This window comes from Enterococcus mediterraneensis (genome assembly GCF_900604485.1).
GTDB classification, from domain to species: domain Bacteria; phylum Bacillota; class Bacilli; order Lactobacillales; family Enterococcaceae; genus Enterococcus_C; species Enterococcus_C mediterraneensis.
In genome coordinates, this window is record NZ_UWOP01000001.1 from 2,179,442 (window position 1) to 2,197,580 (window position 18,139).

Annotated in this window: 19 protein-coding genes; 17 read left to right on the top strand and 2 right to left on the bottom strand. The window is 40.1% G+C overall.

Going from position 1 to position 18,139, the window contains the following annotated elements; translation table 11 throughout:
* Positions 1–28 precede the first annotated feature (28 nt).
* The 7 genes from EFB00_RS10795 to EFB00_RS10825 all read left to right on the top strand — a co-directional run bounded on the left by EFB00_RS10795 (position 29) and on the right by EFB00_RS10825 (position 5,328).
* The gene (locus tag EFB00_RS10795) at positions 29–568 is read left to right on the top strand and encodes a 5-formyltetrahydrofolate cyclo-ligase (protein WP_122646798.1); all 540 of its coding nucleotides are present in this window, start codon (positions 29–31) and stop codon (positions 566–568) included.
* Positions 569–578: 10 nt separating this feature from the next.
* Positions 579–1,277, top strand: a complete 699-nt coding sequence (locus EFB00_RS10800; RefSeq protein WP_122646799.1) for a rhomboid family intramembrane serine protease — start codon at positions 579–581, stop codon at positions 1,275–1,277.
* A gap of 197 nt (positions 1,278–1,474) precedes the next feature.
* Positions 1,475–1,681, top strand: coding sequence for a YqgQ family protein (locus tag EFB00_RS10805; protein ID WP_122646800.1), 207 nt, complete (start codon positions 1,475–1,477; stop codon positions 1,679–1,681).
* Positions 1,682–1,686: 5 nt separating this feature from the next.
* On the top strand, positions 1,687–2,652 hold the full coding sequence (locus EFB00_RS10810; RefSeq protein WP_122646801.1) for an ROK family glucokinase: 966 nt from the start codon (positions 1,687–1,689) through the stop codon (positions 2,650–2,652).
* Between the two features lie 15 nt (positions 2,653–2,667).
* Entirely contained in the window at positions 2,668–3,066 is a 399-nt protein-coding gene (locus tag EFB00_RS10815) for a rhodanese-like domain-containing protein (protein ID WP_122646802.1), read from the top strand.
* Between the two features lie 109 nt (positions 3,067–3,175).
* The gene (locus EFB00_RS10820; RefSeq protein ID WP_122646803.1) at positions 3,176–3,541 is read left to right on the top strand and encodes a DUF488 domain-containing protein; all 366 of its coding nucleotides are present in this window, start codon (positions 3,176–3,178) and stop codon (positions 3,539–3,541) included.
* Positions 3,538–5,328 carry an FAD/NAD(P)-binding protein gene (locus tag EFB00_RS10825; RefSeq protein WP_122646804.1) on the top strand — a complete coding sequence of 597 codons (1,791 nt, stop codon included), beginning with the start codon at positions 3,538–3,540 and terminating at the stop codon, positions 5,326–5,328. The genes EFB00_RS10820 and EFB00_RS10825 overlap by 4 nt, the downstream gene beginning before the upstream one ends.
* Positions 5,329–5,489: 161 nt before the next feature.
* Here EFB00_RS10825 and EFB00_RS10830 read toward each other — a convergent pair whose 3' ends face one another.
* A complete protein-coding gene (locus EFB00_RS10830) occupies positions 5,490–5,657 on the bottom strand; it encodes a DUF3042 family protein (protein ID WP_122646805.1) in 168 nt (55 codons plus the stop codon).
* 155 nt (positions 5,658–5,812) lie between these two features.
* On the opposite strand from EFB00_RS10830, the gene EFB00_RS10835 reads away from it, so the two are divergent.
* Genes EFB00_RS10835 through EFB00_RS10850 form a run of 4 tightly spaced genes read left to right on the top strand, consistent with a single transcriptional unit; the run spans position 5,813 to position 10,474 of the window.
* On the top strand, positions 5,813–6,970 hold the full coding sequence (locus tag EFB00_RS10835) for a galactokinase (protein WP_122646806.1): 1,158 nt from the start codon (positions 5,813–5,815) through the stop codon (positions 6,968–6,970).
* A gap of 12 nt (positions 6,971–6,982) precedes the next feature.
* Complete coding sequence (gene galE, locus EFB00_RS10840; RefSeq protein WP_122646807.1) at positions 6,983–7,972, top strand: UDP-glucose 4-epimerase GalE; 990 nt, start codon at positions 6,983–6,985, stop codon at positions 7,970–7,972.
* Positions 7,973–7,988: 16 nt separating this feature from the next.
* Positions 7,989–9,476 carry a UDP-glucose--hexose-1-phosphate uridylyltransferase gene (gene galT, locus EFB00_RS10845; protein WP_122646808.1) on the top strand — a complete coding sequence of 496 codons (1,488 nt, stop codon included), beginning with the start codon at positions 7,989–7,991 and terminating at the stop codon, positions 9,474–9,476.
* 11 nt (positions 9,477–9,487) lie between these two features.
* Positions 9,488–10,474 (top strand): LacI family DNA-binding transcriptional regulator, encoded by a 987-nt coding sequence (locus EFB00_RS10850; RefSeq protein WP_122646809.1) that lies wholly within the window; start codon positions 9,488–9,490, stop codon positions 10,472–10,474.
* A 58-nt stretch (positions 10,475–10,532) separates the two neighbouring features.
* On the opposite strand, the gene EFB00_RS10855 is transcribed toward EFB00_RS10850, so the two are convergent.
* The gene (locus tag EFB00_RS10855) at positions 10,533–12,047 is read right to left on the bottom strand and encodes a helix-turn-helix domain-containing protein (protein ID WP_122646810.1); all 1,515 of its coding nucleotides are present in this window, start codon (positions 12,045–12,047) and stop codon (positions 10,533–10,535) included.
* A gap of 415 nt (positions 12,048–12,462) precedes the next feature.
* On the opposite strand from EFB00_RS10855, the gene EFB00_RS10860 reads away from it, so the two are divergent.
* The 6 genes from EFB00_RS10860 to tsaD all read left to right on the top strand — a co-directional run bounded on the left by EFB00_RS10860 (position 12,463) and on the right by tsaD (position 18,063).
* A complete protein-coding gene (locus tag EFB00_RS10860; RefSeq protein ID WP_122647093.1) occupies positions 12,463–14,268 on the top strand; it encodes an LPXTG cell wall anchor domain-containing protein in 1,806 nt (601 codons plus the stop codon).
* A 95-nt stretch (positions 14,269–14,363) separates the two neighbouring features.
* Complete coding sequence (locus EFB00_RS10865) at positions 14,364–15,110, top strand: hypothetical protein (RefSeq protein ID WP_164709467.1); 747 nt, start codon at positions 14,364–14,366, stop codon at positions 15,108–15,110.
* Positions 15,111–15,358: 248 nt separating this feature from the next.
* Positions 15,359–16,072, top strand: a complete 714-nt coding sequence (tsaB, locus tag EFB00_RS10870; RefSeq protein ID WP_122646812.1) for a tRNA (adenosine(37)-N6)-threonylcarbamoyltransferase complex dimerization subunit type 1 TsaB — start codon at positions 15,359–15,361, stop codon at positions 16,070–16,072.
* On the top strand, positions 16,056–16,598 hold the full coding sequence (gene rimI, locus EFB00_RS10875; protein ID WP_122646813.1) for a ribosomal protein S18-alanine N-acetyltransferase: 543 nt from the start codon (positions 16,056–16,058) through the stop codon (positions 16,596–16,598). Before tsaB ends, rimI (EFB00_RS10875) begins: the two co-directional genes overlap by 17 nt.
* Complete coding sequence (rimI, locus tag EFB00_RS10880; RefSeq protein ID WP_122646814.1) at positions 16,591–17,052, top strand: ribosomal protein S18-alanine N-acetyltransferase; 462 nt, start codon at positions 16,591–16,593, stop codon at positions 17,050–17,052. The genes rimI (EFB00_RS10875) and rimI (EFB00_RS10880) overlap by 8 nt, the downstream gene beginning before the upstream one ends.
* Before the next feature lie 6 nt (positions 17,053–17,058).
* A complete protein-coding gene (gene tsaD, locus EFB00_RS10885; protein ID WP_122646815.1) occupies positions 17,059–18,063 on the top strand; it encodes a tRNA (adenosine(37)-N6)-threonylcarbamoyltransferase complex transferase subunit TsaD in 1,005 nt (334 codons plus the stop codon).
* Positions 18,064–18,139: the final 76 nt, after the last annotated feature.

Here is an 18,139-nt window from a genome sequence, read left to right on the forward strand (position 1 = left end):
CAAGTAAGCAAGTAAAGGAGATCAATCCATGAAAAAGAGTTTACGTATAAAAGGTATCCAGCGTTTAGAAAAGCTGGCAGACGATGATGCACTAAAAAAAGCGAAAGAGCAGCAAATCTTGGCTGATTTTTTTGCCAGTTCTCTTTGGAAGGAATCACAAACGATCGGATTGATCCGTTCGGTAGGATTTGAATTTTCGACAACACCGGTATTTGCCAGAGGTTTTGCTGAGGGCAAACAAATGGTTGTTCCCAAATCATTGCCAGACCGCCGAATGGTATTTTACCACGTGACTCCTGAAACCCGTTATGAAGTTTCTGCTTTTGGTGTCGAAGAACCTGTTAGTGAGCAGGTTGCCTTAAAAGAGAGCATTGACTTGATGATCGTTCCGGGGCTTGTTTTCACATCAGAAGGGTATCGGATCGGTTTTGGCGGCGGGTATTATGACCGCTATTTAAAAGATTTTTCCGGAAAAACTTGCAGCTTGGTTTTTAAAGAGCAATTCGATGATACTTGGAAACCGGAATCGTTTGATGTACCGATCATGAAGATTTTCACGGATAAGTAAAGGAGAATTTATGGACTATCAAACTAAAATGAAAATCAAACGGTGGATGAATAAACCGTTTGTTACTTATGGATTTTTAGCGATCCAGACGGTCGTATATGCTATTATCACATTTTTCCCTGTCGCTTCGTTAGAAAGCAGAGGAGTGATGTTTGGACCGTATATTTATTTCTACCATGAATATTGGCGGTTTGTTACACCGATCTTTATTCACTTCTCGCTGCTGCATTTTGTGGTTAATTCCTTAGTTCTGTATTTTATCGGTCAGCAAGTGGAAGCAATCTATGGTCATTGGCGTTTTTTCCTGCTTTATTTACTGAGCGGGGTGATGGGCAATGCTATGAGCTTTGCGTTTAATACAGCAGGTATCCAGTCAGCAGGTTCCAGCACATCGATTTTTGGGGTATTTGGAGCATTCTTATTGTTAGGTTATTATTTCAAACACAATCCGGCGATTCAAGGAATGGTGCGGCAATTCGCTTTATTTGTCGGAATGAGTCTGCTGTTTGGGGTCTTTGATCGATCTATTGATATGTGGGGACACATCGGCGGAATCATCGGCGGGCTGTTATTGGGCAATATGTTGACATTGCCTAAAAACCATGGGAATTTCTCCATCCACGCCCGGATTTTATCTACGCTTCTGTTTGTTTTTCTTTTAGCTGTCTGCATTCTTTATGGCTTGAGAAAATATAGTTTGCTGTTTTAAAGACTGCGTGTTGCTGCGCAGTTTTTTATTTTGCTGAAAAATACGAAGATCTGTCAAAATATCATTTTTATAACTAATGAAGAAAAGGACCTGAAAATGTGTTAAAGTAAAAAAGATGGAAACTGATCTGCGAAAAAGCGAAAATTCTTTTGTACAAGAAAGGATTTATTTGTATAATAGTTGAGGAAGTGCATTAAATGGAAACCTTATATGATGTTCAACAATTATTTAAACAATTCGGTATATATATTTACGTTGGCAAACGTCTGTATGATATCGAACTTATGATCATCGAACTCCGCAAGCTTTATGACGGAAGGCTGATCGATCAAGATACATATATGACTGCTTGGCGTATATTGAAACGAGAGCATCGCATTGAGGAAAGCCGCGAGAAAGGATAAATAGCATGGATAAAAAAATCATTGGTATCGACTTAGGCGGTACAACAGTAAAATTTGCCATCATGACATTAGATGGAGAAATTCAACAAAAATGGAGCATCGAGACCAATATTTTAGATGAGGGCTCTCATATCGTTCCAGATATCATCGATTCTATCAATCATCATTTAAATCTTTATGGAATGAAAGCGGAAGACTTTTTAGGGATCGGCATGGGAACACCCGGCAGCGTCGATCGTGAACAAGGAACTGTTATCGGTGCCTACAATTTGAACTGGACGACGGTTCAACCAATTCGTCAACAAATCGAAGAAGGAACCGGTATTCAATTTACTCTAGATAATGACGCCAATGTTGCCGCATTAGGTGAACGTTGGAAAGGCGCTGGGGAAAACAACCCAGATGTTGTCTTCATTACATTAGGTACTGGTGTCGGCGGCGGGATCGTCGCAGACGGTAATCTATTGCATGGTGTCGCAGGAAGCGCCGGTGAAGTTGGTCATATCACAGTAGATCCTCATGGGTTCGAATGTACTTGCGGCAAACGGGGATGTCTGGAAACTGTTTCCAGCGCGACCGGCGTAGTACGAGTAGCACGTCATCTTGCTGAGGAATATGCAGGTGATTCTGAATTGAAAAAACGTCTTGATGATGGTCAAGATATCACTTCAAAAGATGTATTCGAGCTAGCAGAAGAAGATGATCAATTTGCTTTGATGGTAGTAGACAAAGTTTGTTTCTATCTAGGACTTGCTTGCGGAAATTTGGGAAATACATTGAATCCTTCAAGCATTGTCTTGGGCGGCGGTGTTTCAGCAGCCGGTGAATTTTTACGCAGCCGCGTAGAAAATTACTTTAATGAATTTACATTCCCTCAAGTACGGGAAAGTACAAAAATCAAATTAGCAGAACTTGGAAATGGCGCAGGTGTGATCGGCGCGGGTTCCTTGGCATTACAATTTGCAGAATAGAAAGGTTAGGAACTTATGAGTACTTTAGGTTGGATCAATGTCATTTTACTAGCAATCTTATTAGCGATCGGTATTAACGAATTGTATTTGCGGATCATGTTAAAACGTTCCGCAAAAGTATTGACAGAAGAAGAATTCAAAGAAGGCATGAGAAAAGCGCAAGTAATCGATGTTCGTGAAAAAAACGAATTCGACAGCGGTCATATTCTTGGCGCCCGCAACATCCCATATTCTGTGCTGACAAATTCTTACAGCAGCATCCGTAAAGATCAACCGATCTATATCTACGACCAGAAAAGATCAATGAGTATCCGCGCGGTCAACAAATTAAGAAAACAAGGTTTCCAAGATATGTATGTCTTAAAAGGCGGTTATCAAGATTGGACCGGAAAAACAAAAGTAAAAAATAGTTAATAGTTTAGAAAACCATTCTTTTGAGTGGTTTTCTTTTTTTGTTCACTTTCTTTGGTGGAATACCCAGTAAGTGCTACACTTTAAGTAAAGAAACAGGGGGGAAAGCTCAATGATCAAACTCAAAAGAATTTACGAAGAGGCGGAAGACACAGATGGTTATCGGGTGCTAGTAGATCGTCTTTGGCCGCGAGGAATCAAAAAAACTGATGCCGCATTGGATAGTTGGTTAAAAGAAATCGCTCCCTCCACGGATCTGCGGAAGTGGTATGCCCATGATCCGGAAAAATTTCCTGATTTTAAAGAAAAGTATCTTGCTGAATTGGCGCAGCGACCTGCCAGTGAAGCTGTGGATGAGTTGCGAAACATCATACAAAAGCACGACATCGTTACACTGATTTACAGTGCTAAAACTCAAACAAAAAATCAAGCAGTCGTATTAAAAGAATACTTAGACAGTGAGTTGATGAAAAAATGAAAATCGGGATCGTAGGAGCCGGACCAAGAGGCTTATCTTTATGCGAACGTTTGACAGCAAATCACCAAGAAGGATCGTTAGAGATTTTTCTGTTTGATGCAGACGGAATCGGCGGGAAAGTTTGGCGAGAAGATCAATCGCCTTATCTAATGATGAATTCTGTTGCACAGCAAGTAACTCTTTTTACAGATGCTACGGTTAAAATAAAAGGAAAAATAAAAAATGGCCCGGACCTGTTTCAGTGGTGCAAACAATACGGAAGTGCCTTTATTGAAGAAACAGCGGCAAATCCGAAAATTATGCTGGAAGAAATCAAGGATCTGAAAGAAGATGGAGTAGTCAGCCGCGTGATGTATGGTGTTTATCAGCGGTGGTTTTATCAACAAATAATCAATGAACTGCCGTCAAACTGCCGCATCAATTTCCTGCAAGGAGTGGTGCGGTCTGCAGAACAGGTCGATGAAGGGTATAAAGTGACCGTTGGCAATCAGGAATTTTTCTTGGATCAGTTAGTGTTGGCGACAGGACACTGGGAAAATGAAAAAAATGAGGAAGAACAGCGATTCTCTGATTATGCGGAAAAATATCATTTATTTTACCAACTGCCCCGCAATACAGCAGATGCGGAGGTAGAACAGATTCTTGCCGGAGAAAATGTGTTCTTGCGAGGATTGGGGTTGGCCTTTTTTGACTATATCGAATGTTTTGCTCTGCGGCGCGGCGGTAAGTTTTATCGCCACAATGGAAAACTTCGGTATCAGCCCTCCGGAAAGGAACCCAAAGTCTATGCCGGTTCAAGAAAAGGAATCCCTTATTTTCCGCGGGGGATAAATCAAAAAGAGCGTGGTGTAACAGCTGAGGCGCAATTTTTGACCACCGATTATTTAGAGCAGATTCGGCAAACACAAAATCACCAATCGGATTTTTTTGAAAGATTGAAAAAAGAAGTTGAGTTGGTTTATTATCTGCGGACATTAGCAGCTGGAAAATTTTCTGTCGACAGCGAAGTTTTCCGACAAACATTCATCCATTCTTCTCAAGATGGGTTAGCAATGCTGCCAGCTTCGATCGAAAGATGGGACTGGGATAAGATCGCTGATCCGGCAGCTTATTTTGAAGGACCTTTTGAACAAGCGAGCATGAATTATCTTGATTGGCAGATCCAAGAAGCTGCTAAAGGAAATCTCGATGGACCGATCGCCGCGGCAGTGGATGTCTGGAAAGATCTGCGGGATAAAGTCCGTTTTATGCTAGATCATAATCTGTTCAGTCAAAAGCAATTGAAAACGATGTGGCAGTGGTTTACGCCGTTGGATGCGTTTTTGACGATCGGTCCGCCATTGGAACGAAGTGAAGAGCTGAGGGCATTGATAGAAGCGGGAATTTTCGTGTTGCTGCCGCCAAAAATGACGATCGATACTGAGGATGGGCATTTTGTCAGCTACTACAAGGAACAAAAAATCACCGGGGATTACTTGATCGAAGCCCGTCTGCCCAGCAATCAGTTAGTGCACACGACAAATCCGGTGCTAAAGAGTTTAAGAAAACAAAAACTGCTGACGCCGTTTGCCTACTTTGACGATCTGCAGACTGGTGCTGTCACGATCGAAAGAGGCACCAATCGAGTGATCGATGAAAAAGGTGTCGTACACAAGAAGTTGTATTGTTACGGCATTCCGGTGGAAGGAGAAGAATGGTTGACAGCCAGCGTCTCCCGACCAGAAACAAATGCTTGGAATTTGCGGCAAGCTGATCAGATTGCTTGTTTGATCCTTTACGACAAATAAAAAAACTGTGAAATATGTCTAGCTAACCCAATATCCGAACCTTGCTGCATCGAGGGTAATAAGCGATGCAACAAGGTTCGGATATTTTAGTTAGTATCGACTTATAACACAGTTCTTTGATTTCTTTAAACAAGCACGTTGAGAAACGGATATGGATCGTATTAACGGGCGATCCGTTTGCGCATCGCTTTTTTACGATTTTCATCGATCATTGCTTCTTTTTCGTCGATTGGATCGATCACTTGTTTTTTGACAGCTAATACAAAGCCTGCCGCTGCAGCAACAGTCGCTAAAGTGCCGACCAAAATACCAGATGCAAATTTTTTCATATAGATACACTCCATTTCCTTTGTTATTCTATCTACATTATGAAGGAAAGCGCTAAAAATGAAAAGCTAAAACACTTGAGAATGTTCTTGAAAATATTTAGTAAATATTTTATAATAAATTTACTAAATAAATTAAGAAGGTTGTGTGACAAGCAATGACAAACATCAGCGAAATTTTTAAAACACAATTCGGTTCAGAAGCAGAAGGTGAGTTTTTTGCGCCAGGTCGGATCAATCTGATCGGTGAACACACTGACTATAACGGCGGCTTTGTTTTTCCAGCAGCCATCACCATTGGTACTTACGGCGCAGCGCGTAAAAGAGAAGATGACTTGATACGCTTGTATTCCGAGAATTTTCCCGAAAAAGGGATCATTGAATTTTCGCTAAATGATCTAAGCTATCAAAAAGAACATGATTGGACCAACTATCCTAAAGGAATGATCCGCTATTTAAAAGAAGAACATCCTATCAATTCCGGGATGGAGATTGCTTTTTACGGCACGATCCCAAATGGCGCCGGCTTATCTTCTTCTGCATCCATTGAATTGTTGACAGGAGTCATTCTGGAAGATCTATTTGGTTTAAAAGTTGAGCGTCTTGATTTAGTGAAAACCGGCAAACGAGTAGAAAACGAATTTATCGGTGTCAATTCTGGTATCATGGATCAATTTGCTATCGGTATGGGACAAAAAGATCATGCCTTATTGTTGGATACCAATACATTGAAATATGAAGTGGTACCGGCGGAATTCGGCGAATATGTCGTTGCCATCATGAATACCAACAAACGCCGGGAATTGGCAGATTCCAAATACAATGAACGTCGTGCCGAGTGTGAAGAAGCATTGCGGCGTCTGCAAACAAAATTAGACATCCACGCATTGGGTGAACTGGATGAAGAGACCTTTTTCGCCAATACGGATCTGATCGGTGATGATGTCTTGATCAAACGGGCAAAACATGCGGTCACAGAAAATCAGCGAACATTAAAAGCCAAAGCGGCATTGGATAAAGGTGATCTGGTGACTTTTGGGAAATTATTGAATGCTTCTCATGAGTCATTGCAAAAAGATTATGAAGTAACCGGTATCGAATTGGATACATTGGTATTTGCAGCACAAGCTCAACCAGGTGTGTTAGGCGCGCGGATGACTGGTGCGGGATTTGGCGGCTGTGCTATCGCGTTAGTCAAAGAAAGCAACTGGGAAGCCTTTGTCAACGCAGTGAAAAAGGAATATAATGATAAAATCGGTTATGCTACGGATATTTATAAAGCAAGCATTGAAGATGGAGCAAAAAAACTCGGCTAGGAGGAAACAAACATGGCGATTTTAGTATTAGGGGGAGCGGGCTATATCGGCTCTCATGCTGTCGACCAATTGATCAATAAAGGGTATGACGTTGTCGTTGTTGACAATTTACTGACTGGACATAAACAAGCGATCCACAAAGAAGCTCGTTTTTACGAAGGAGATGTGCGGGACAAACAATTCTTGCAACAAGTGTTTGAAAAAGAAAACATCGAAGGAGTCATCCATTTTGCCGCCAGCTCATTAGTCGGCGAATCGGTTGAAAAACCATTGATGTATTTCAATAATAATGTTTATGGTATGCAAATCTTGTTGGAAGTGATGCATGAATATGACGTGAAACATATCGTCTTTTCTTCTACGGCGGCAACTTACGGTGAGCCGGAAGAAACACCGATTCGTGAAACCACACCAAAAAATCCTAAAAATCCATACGGCGAAAGCAAATTGATGATGGAAAAAATGATGAAATGGTGCGACAACGCCTACGGTATGAAATATGTCGCTTTGCGTTATTTCAATGTTGCCGGGGCTAAAGCCGACGCGACGATCGGTGAGGACCATGATCCGGAAACTCATTTAGTGCCGATCATTTTGCAAGTGGCATTGGGACAACGAAAAGAATTAGCAATCTTCGGTGATGATTATGATACGCCAGATGGTACTTGTATCCGAGATTACGTGCAAGTAGAAGATTTGATCGCGGCACATATTTTAGCATTGGAATATTTGAAAGCAGGAAACGAAAGTAATGCCTTCAACCTTGGCAGCAATCATGGCTATTCTGTAAAAGAAATGCTGGAAGCGGCTCGGGAAGTCACTGGCAAAGAGATTCCGGCAAAAATCGCACCTCGTCGTGCAGGAGACCCAGCAACGTTGATCGCCGCCAGCGATAAAGCAAAAGAAGTTTTAGGCTGGAAGCCTCAATATACCGATGTGAAAGCCATCATTCAAACAGCGTGGGATTGGCATGTTAGCCATCCTAATGGGTATGAAAAATAGAAGGAGCGGAATTTATATGTCGATCAGTCAAACGATTTTTGACTTTACTACGTTAGCGATCCAAGCTGGCGGTTGGATGGATATGGACCGTATCTATCTTCAAAACAGACTGCTGGCCTTGATCGGAGAAGATGCACTGGGTGAGACTGTTGTGCAGATGCCTCAGCACTCTTCATTGGAATTATTGGATCTCTTATTGGAGAAAGCTATCGAAAATCAAGTGATTGAAGATACGGTAGCGGAAAAAGAGATCCTGACTGGACAGTTGATGGATCTTTTGACACCGCCGCCTTCTGTGGTCAATGCGTTGTTTGCGCAACATTATGCAAAGGAACCACAAGAAGCTACGGATTACTTTTTTGAATTATGTAAAAATAATGACTATATCAAAACACGAGCGATCGCTAAAAACATCATTTTTCCGGTAGAAACAGAATATGGCGAATTGGAGATCACTATCAATCTTTCCAAACCGGAAAAAGATCCCAAACAGATCGCCGCTGAACGCAATCAAGCGCCTGCTACAGTAGCATATCCTAAATGTATGCTGTGTATGGAAAACGAAGGTTATCAAGGGCGGATCAATTACCCAGCCCGTACCAATCACCGGATCATTCGCATGAATCTCGATGGCGAAAGCTGGGGCTTCCAATACTCGCCATATGCATACTACAACGAGCATTGCATCATTCTCTCAGAGGAACATCGTCCTATGAAGATCAGCAAAGAAACTTTCAAGCGTTTGTTGCGGATCATTGAAGTGTTGCCTCATTATTTTGTCGGATCGAATGCGGATCTGCCAATCGTGGGAGGATCGATCCTTTCACATGATCACTATCAAGGCGGCCGTCATGTATTCGCGATGGAAAAAGCACCTATCGAAAAGGAATTCTCCTTAGATGGCTTTGCTGATGTGTCGGCTGGTATCGTCAAATGGCCGATGTCAGTGATTCGTCTCCAATCGAAAAATACTAGTGAATTAGTAGAAGCGGCTGATTTTATCTATAAACAATGGCAAGGTTATTCTGATCCTTCTGTACAAGTGTCAGCTTATTCAGAAGACGGCACGCCGCATCATACTGTAACACCGATCGCTCGCCGCAGAGGGGATCTGTTCGAGATGGATCTGGTATTGCGGGACAATAATGTATCAGAAGAACATCCAGACGGTATCTTCCATCCGCATAAAGATGTTCAGCATATCAAAAAAGAAAATATCGGATTGATCGAAGTGATGGGCTTAGCTGTTTTACCGCCTCGTCTAGCTACTGAATTAGTTGAAGTGGAAAAATATCTTTTGGACGAAGAAAATCAGATCGCTGATTACCATGTGGAATGGGCGGATACTTTAAAATCAACCCATACTTTTACAAAAGAAAATGCGGAAGAGATCCTTTACGATGAAGTTGGTCTTGTTTTCGCACGTGTTTTGGAAGACGCTGGCGTATTTAAACGAAATGAAGAAGGACAGGCCGCGTTTCAACGTTTCCTAGACAAGTTATAGAAAGGAAAAAAATGGCTACCATAAAAGATATTGCAGAAAAAGCAGGTGTCTCGCCGGCGACGGTGTCCCGCGTCTTGAATTATGATAGCGAGCTTTCTGTGGGACAAGAAACAAAGCAGAAGATATTTGAAGCGGCTGAGGCACTGAACTATACGAAATACAAAACTAAGCAAAAAAAAGAGGACCAAGTTTTCCGCTTGGTCCAATGGTATGAAACAGAAGAAGAATTAGCCGATTTGTATTATTTAGCGATTCGTTTAGGGATCGAAAATAAAGCAGACGAGCTGAACATTCGTCTGGTCAAGGAATCGTTGGATCAAATTTCCGAAACAAAGACGGATGGTACCATTGCTTTAGGCAAATTTGATGAAAAACAGATCAAACGTTTTGCTCAACTGAATCAACCGATTTTATTCGTTGATTATGATGGCATGGGCAAAGGCTATGATTCTCTGACAGTTGACTTTCAACAAGCAGTAGATTTGGTGATCGATCAGTTTATTGCGGAAGGTCATGACAAGATCGGTATACTTTCAGGGATCGAATACACGAAAGAGTCCAAAAGCGAGATTGATGATCCCCGTTTCATCGCCTTTCGTCAGCGGATGAACCAGTTGAAGTTGTTCAACGAAAACTACCATCTTTCTGCGGATTTTTCCGTGGAAGGCGGGTATCAGGCAATGAAAAATTATCTTGAGACGCAAACAGATCACCCAACAGCATTTTTTGCTTCAAGTGATGCACTGGCAATCGGTGCCATGCGGGCGATCCAAGAAAAAGGTCTGAAAGTACCGGATGATTTCTCTTTGATCGGGTTTAATGATGTCAGTGTCGCTAAATATGTCTTTCCAGCATTATCCACCATCAGTGTTCCTACTGAATGGATGGGGGAACTGGCGTTGACGACCTTGCAGGAACTTTCCAAGGAGACACCGCCAGTCCCAAGAAAAATCACCTTAGGCACAAAATTAGTATTACGAGAATCGACTAAAAACTAAAAGAAAGCAGTGATACCGATATGGTGAGTTCGGTGTACTGCTTTCTTTTAGTTTTTATTTATGAATCAGAGATTTTTTCTAAAATTGATGTTTCATCAAGTCCATCAAGCGCATAGCGAGTGTTCACTAAATTTTTAGTAAGGGAAAATAAAGCCAATAGATCCCGTTCGCTAATTGGCATTTTAAGTAAGAATAGTGCATCATCTGAGATCCCTAGGGAAACAGGTGGAGGAATCAAGCTGACTGTTAAGTCTGCTTCTACACTATTATCTACATAATTGAGATTTACGATACTTTTTAATGAATTAGATATTTGTTCTCGCACATAGACTTCATAGAAGCAACCTAAATCAGATAAAATGTAGATTTTAAAATCCGGCAAAGAAAAAGTTGGTGGTACAAGATAAATACTCAACAAAAGAGCTTCAGTTTCAAAGTAAGAAAGTTTGAGTTTAGTTTTAGATAAAAGATTTTCAAAATGTTGCCACATATTTTGAAACTTTCTATAATATAAAGGATACGTTGCATGAAAAACAGCTTTATTAAAAAAATTGAATTGTTGTATGGTTACTTCATTAATTGGAAAAAACAATTGTAGAATGTATCTTTTTCTCAAATAACGATAGGCGGTTTTTGATTGAACTGCTGATAGGAAATGAAATTCTTTTTCAAATGATTCTAACCAGATTGTATGGATATCTTGGACTATTTCTTCTGCTTCAGAAGGTATCATTAATTCTTTGTTAATGACAAGACCAGTGAGGTCAAAAGAACAGAGTACGATATTAAAAAAATACCAATCTTCATTGGTCCATGTTATCAAATAATCAGGTTTTTTTGAAAAACCTAATTGATCAATAAGCAAATATTCATCTTCTGAAAAATGAAGACTATGATTATTTAATGCAGAGACTTGAATTACGTATAACCATAAAAGGATCGCATCAGTTGTCCCTTCGGTAAATTCAATTCCAAGTTCCATAAAAATCCTTTTTTGTAAATCTTGTAATTTATCATTATCTCTAATCCATTGGATGTTTTGAACCTGTCGGTGCACAGTATATAGAAAAGAGAAGAGATAAAAGCGAATATTGAATTCTCCATTCTTTTTTTTGGTAAGTGGTTTTAGAGATACTCGGCTTGAAACAGTAATGTGTAGTTGATAAGAGTACAAGAATTCATTTAGATCTTTGACTTTTCTTCTTAATGTGGAGAGGCTAACTCCTTGTTTGAAACAAAAATCCTCGGTCGTAAAATAGCGTTTATAAAAAAGTGATTCGATAATTTTATAGGATAAATCAGACGAAAAAATTGCATGATATAAATATAGCAACGTAGAAGAATATCGTATTAATTGAATCGTAGACGGAGTGACTTTTAAATACACATTATGATGAGGATAAACATGCGCTATATCAGACTCCAATTCTTTGCAAAGTGTGTACAGTGATGAGACCGACATATTTTTGGAGAGCCTTGAACATAAAACATTATATGAAATTTCTTGATTGATTTGATCTAATTGTTCAATTATTTCGATTTTTAGTTGATTGTACTTACTCAGATAATTCATAGTTATGGATCCTCCTAAAAACTTTAGAAAAAACTAAAACAAGAACAAAACACAAAAAAGCAACAACTAATATGGGAAATATTAATATTAAAAAGTATTAAGGTATAAAATATTATAATATATTTTTTATAAAGCGTTATTGAAAACGCTCTATTTTACAAAAGTTTTTTATAAATGTCATTTCTACTAAAAAATTATTAAATAAATGACGTTTATATTTAAAATATTTGTTTCAATGGCTATTTTAATAAATTCATAACTCTTATCATTCATTTCTATTTCATTAAAATAAAATAAATTGTTCAAAAAACGCTCATTTCCAGTTGGTTTTTGAACACAGTTGTTTAGTTCTTTTAAGTTATAATAAGTGTTGTATAAAAATACACATCATATTTAATAGAAGTGGGGAATTGAAATGAGAAAGAATCAATTGGGTACTCTTTCGGCATCGGAAGAAATCAAACGTTATAAAATGTGGAAGAAAAAAAAGAATTGGGTTTATGGAGCAACAACTCTATTAGTTGCTTTAGGTATTGCCAGTGGTGTGCAAACAACAACTGTAAGTGCCGCTGAAGCTGGCACAGCCGGACAACCAAGTACAGAGGTACTAGAACAACAACGTACCGCTGCTAAAGCTGCAGAACAAGCAGAAAATATGGGGAAAGCAACCCAACCAAATGAAGAACTACTAGCTGCTGATCAGACTGCTGCCAAAGCTGCAGAACAAGCAGAAAATATGGGGAAAGCAACCCAACCAAGTGAAGAATTACTAGCTGCTGATCAGACTGCTGCCAAAGCTGCAGAACAAGCAGAAAATATGGGGAAAGCAACCCAACCAAGTGAAGAATTACTAGCTGCTGATCAAGCGGCTGCTAAAGAATCTGAAGCTGCAGCAAAAGCCGAAGATGCAAAAACGTACGATGAATTCAAACAAGAAGAAACTGAACGATTAACAAAAAATCTTGATGCGAAACAAGGCTATCAAGATGGTTATCACTATGGTGAGACCAATGCAACATTACCAAAAACATATGAAGGAAAAAGTGATGCGTATGTAAAATCTTTTGCAGATGGATATAATTCAGGAGCACAAATTTATGGACAAAAGTTAGAGTATGCGAAGCAAGCTGCAGAAGCAGAAGCACAACAAGGCTATCAAGATGGATATCGTTATGGAGAAACTAATGCAACTCTACCTAAGACCCATGAAGGAAAAACAAATAACTATATAGAAGCATTTGCAAAAGGATATAATGTAGGTGTAAAAATCTATGAACAAAAATTAGCGTATGCAAAAGCAGCAGCTGCTAAAGAAGCGAACGAAGCATTTAATGATGGTCAACGTTATGGTGAAACTGGGGCAGTTCTTCCAGATTTAGCTGGCAAGAATGACAATTATGTTGAAGCATTTGCAGATGGATACAATGCAGGTTCAGCTATTCGTGCACAAAAAGCAGCTGCTGAAGAAGAAAAGGCATTGGCTAAGTTCCAAGCAGAAAACATGGGGCAAGCCACCCAACCAAGTGAAGAACAATTAGCTGATTTGAAAGCAGAATATCAAGAAACACACTTAGGTGGTCAAGCAACACAACCTTCACCAGAACAACTTGCAGCAGCGCAAACAGCTTCTAAAGCAGCAGCACACATGGGCCAAGCCACACAACCAAGCGAAGAACAATTAGCTGTTCTTAAAGAAGAATATTTTAAATTAAATCCTGTAACTACTACTAAAAATGGCGAAGGTGTATTTGTAACATCTGAAGACTTTTATGACAATACAGATAATGATCCAACGAATAATCTTGAAATTACCGGTGCTAAAAATGGTGAGGGTGTATTTGTAACTGCTAAAGATTTTTATGATAATACAGATGATGATCCAACGAATAATCTTGTAGTCACCGGCGCTAAAAATGGTGAGGGTGTGTTTGTAACTGCCAAAGATTTTTATGATAATACAGATGAAGATAAAACGAATGATCGTGTATTTGATGTAGTTGAAACTGGAACAACTTCTAAAAAACCCGCTGTTGTTACGATTGCTGCAAAAACACCAACAGCTAAAAAAGGTAACAAGGTAATTGCTGCTACAGCTACAAAAGCAACATTGCCTAAGACGGGTGAAGCTGAAAATTCCGGAATGGTTGCCTTAGGTGCCGTGATCCTTGCAACAACAACTGTTGGTGTTATTGCAATGAAATCACGCAAAGAAGTATTGTAAAAATTATTGCGATAAATCAAGAATGTATAAATCACCTCCTTGCTCGATTTTGCAAGGAGGTGATTTTTTGAAAAAAGAGCGAGGGGAACAAGGTCATGGATTGGAAAAAGGAAAGTGGTTCGTCTTTTGGAAAGGAGAGCACGGAACACGTAAATTCATTAAGTAAGCTGGTTAGTGAGGAAATACTTTTACAAGTTAGTCAAAAAATTTCTCGAGAAACACATTTGATCATTGACAATTACCGAAAAGAAAAACATCTCAGTGAATGTAAATGGAATCCCTACATACAAGCAGGAGCTGATTTAAGAGGTAAAGAGATTTTGTCAACTCCAAAAAGTATTCGTCCTAATGGAAAGGAAGGAATGGATGCTCCTTATGACTTCGGCTATTCCAAAGAAAAATTCATTCAGTTAGAAGTTATTACAAGCTTGGCTAGCGATAGTTTAAAATGGCTTATCAAAAATGGTGCTCAAGAAATTTTCTATCTATTTTTGAAAGACAACTCGGATTTTTTGCTTAACGATGATTCTACTGAAGACGCAGTAGGTATCTATATCGCTGAAACTACAGACAATTATTTTATGGGAGCAGTTTATCTTGCTGGAAAAGACAAAAAAATGCCTAACAGAACAGATCGCTCTAAATTAGTAGAAGCGTACAATTATTCCATTGATTTAGTTGAATCAAAGTATTCTCCGACTGCTTGGGGGAAAATGATGCTTGCAAAAGCTGATGCTTTCGAAATTTATCGAAACAAGGAAGCATCACAGAAGGATATTGATCAGGCAGTAAAAATGCTATTGCAGACATTTGCTGATTTACGTACGGATGAGAAAAAGTAAAGAAGAGAATATAACGGAGCTATACTGTCGTTTACGCACAACCTGAGATATTTCTCGTTTGTGTTTCCGTTCTTTTTGTATTGCAAATTTATATAGAATAGATTTGTAGTTAAATTTAAACTTTTTAACGTTAAAGCTTAAATAAAATATGAAACTAAAACAAATAGAACTGAAAACTTTTTTGCGTTTGGCTTAGCCCTCTAATCTATGATAAAATATGAAAGTATTTTGGAAGGGATGAGATTTCGATGAAAATATTAGCTATCGATACATCCAATCAATCGTTGGCGGTTGGTTTAATGGAAGATGATCAAGTCGTTGGACAGCTCCAAACGGCTGTAAATAAAAATCATAGCGTGACGTTGATGCCCGCGATCGCCGAATTAATGAAAATGGTTCGATGGACACCGCAAGATATTACGAGAATCGTAGTGGCGCAAGGACCGGGTTCATATACCGGGCTGCGTATCGGTGTTACTACCGGGAAAACATTAGCGGATACATTGTCTGCGGAATTAGTAGGAGTTTCCAGTTTGGCGGTGATTGCTGCCAATTGTCGCAATGAAGATGGCTGGATCGTTCCGCTTTTTGATGCTCGGCGCGGGAATGTATATGCCGGAGCATACCAGTGGCAGGATGGAAAATTAGTCAACGTTCTACCGGATCAGCACATTTCCTTGGAACAGCTGCTGACCAAACTTACTGAGCAAAAAGTTTTTTTTGTAGGCACAGATGTAGTAAAATTTGCAGAAAAAATCCGCGAGAATTTGCCAAATGCTGTCCTTAATAAAATACCAGAATGGAATCATCCGTCTGGGATCGTTCTTGCAGAACTAGGGGCGGCGGCACAGCCGGTACCTATCGACAGCTTTTTGCCGGATTACTTGAAACGGGTAGAAGCGGAAGAAAAATGGTTGACCTCGCATGATCCAGGGGATGAGCAGTATGTTGAAAAAATTTAAAACATTTCTTCAGTGTCTGCCTTTCAGGCAAGAAGAAACCTATCCTATGCAGATTCAAAAAATCGGCGAAAATGACTATTTGATCAGAAAAATGGCGCGAGAAGACGTTAAGGAACTGATAGATGTCCAGCGTATGGTTTATGATGGGAAAATCCCATGGACCAGATCAGCGTTTCTTTCAGAATTGTTGTCTGCACTGCCGCATCTATATCTTTGTGTAGAACATTCAGAAAGATTAGTGGGGTTTATCGGCTGCCGTCTTTCAGATGGTGACGGACACATCACGAATATCGCGATCTTGCCAGCGTACCAAGGAAAAGGCTTAGGTACTTTTTTATTGAAAGAGATCGAAGCCTATGCCATCAAAAATCAGTGCACAAGTTTGTCCTTGGAAGTAAGATTGGGCAATCGTGAAGCGCAGCGGCTTTATCGTAAAGTCGGCTTTGTTTCCCGCGCGGTCAAAAACGGCTATTATGATGAAACAAATGAAGACGCCTTGGATATGGTGAAATATATAAATGAATGAACCAAACGTAATACTTTATGAGAAAAAAGATAATCAGCAAACGGCCTCTGAGCTTTTTTTGTTGGCTGATGAGGCATATCCTCAAGGGTCGCCTTGGACAGAAGAACAGTTTATGAACGACCTTTCAGCAGAGCACAGCCGTTACCTGTTGTTGCAAATAGAGCAGCAGATCGCAGGTTTTATTGGTTATCAGCAAGTCCTTGATGAGGTAGAGATCTCAAATTTTGCAGTGGCATCTTCTCAGCAGAAAAACGGCTATGGTGGGAAGATATTAAAAGGGTTGTTTCAACAAGTCAGTGAAACGGCCGCTGTGATTTTTTTAGAAGTGCGGGTTTCCAATCATTCCGCACAAAATCTTTATCTGGCAAACGGCTTCGAAGTGATCGGTCGGCGGAAGAATTATTATTCTGCACCGACGGAAGATGCATTGATCATGCGTAAGAAAGTGAGGTAACGATCAATGGATGAATTGATTTTAGCAATTGAAAGCAGCTGTGACGAAACAAGTGTCGCAGTTGTAAAAAATGGAGAGACGATCTGCAGTAATATCATCGCTTCTCAAATAAAAAGTCATCAGCGTTTTGGCGGTATAGTACCTGAAGTTGCCAGCCGCCACCATGTAGAACAAATCACCAGCTGTATCGATGAAGCAATGAGTGAAGCCGGTGTCGTGCCTTCAGATCTGCAAGCTGTCGCAGTGACTTATGGACCGGGTTTAGTAGGGTCGTTGCTGATCGGGATTTCCGCGGCAAAGGCGTTTGCTTGGGCTAATGGCTTACCATTGATTCCTGTAAGTCACATGGCAGGGCATATTTACGCAGCGCGTTTTGTTAAACCATTGGAATTTCCGTTGATGGCATTATTAGTCAGCGGCGGGCATACAGAGTTGGTCTATATGGAAGAAGACGGCTCTTATGAGATCATCGGAGAAACTCGCGACGATGCGGCAGGAGAAGCCTATGATAAAGTCGGTCGTGTATTGGGGCTGTCTTATCCTAGCGGGAAAGAAATCGATCGTATGGCTCATTTAGGAGCAGATACTTATCATCTGCCGCGGGCAATGATCCATGAAGATAATTTTGATTTCAGTTTCAGCGGTTTGAAAAGCGCCTTTATCAATCTGGTCCACAATGCGCAACAACGAGGAGAAGAGCTTTCGCCAAATGATTTGGCAGCCAGTTTTCAAGCCAGTGTAGTAGACGTGTTGACTGAAAAAACAGTCAAAGCCTGTCAAAAATATCCCGTCAAACAATTGATCGTAGCCGGAGGGGTTGCGGCAAACCAAGGTCTGCGGGAAAGTCTTCAGGAAAAAATCGGTGAGCTTCCAAATGTTGAATTGGTGATTCCGCCATTGAAATTATGCGGTGACAATGCAGCCATGATCGGAGCAGCCGCTCATATCGAATTGAAAAAACGTCATTTTGCTGATTGGCATCTAAATGCTGCACCCAGCTTATCTTTTTAAAAAATAAAAGATCCGCTTGTTGATCGAGCCGATCCTGACCGTTTACAAATTGGTTTGCAGGATCCTCGAAAGACAA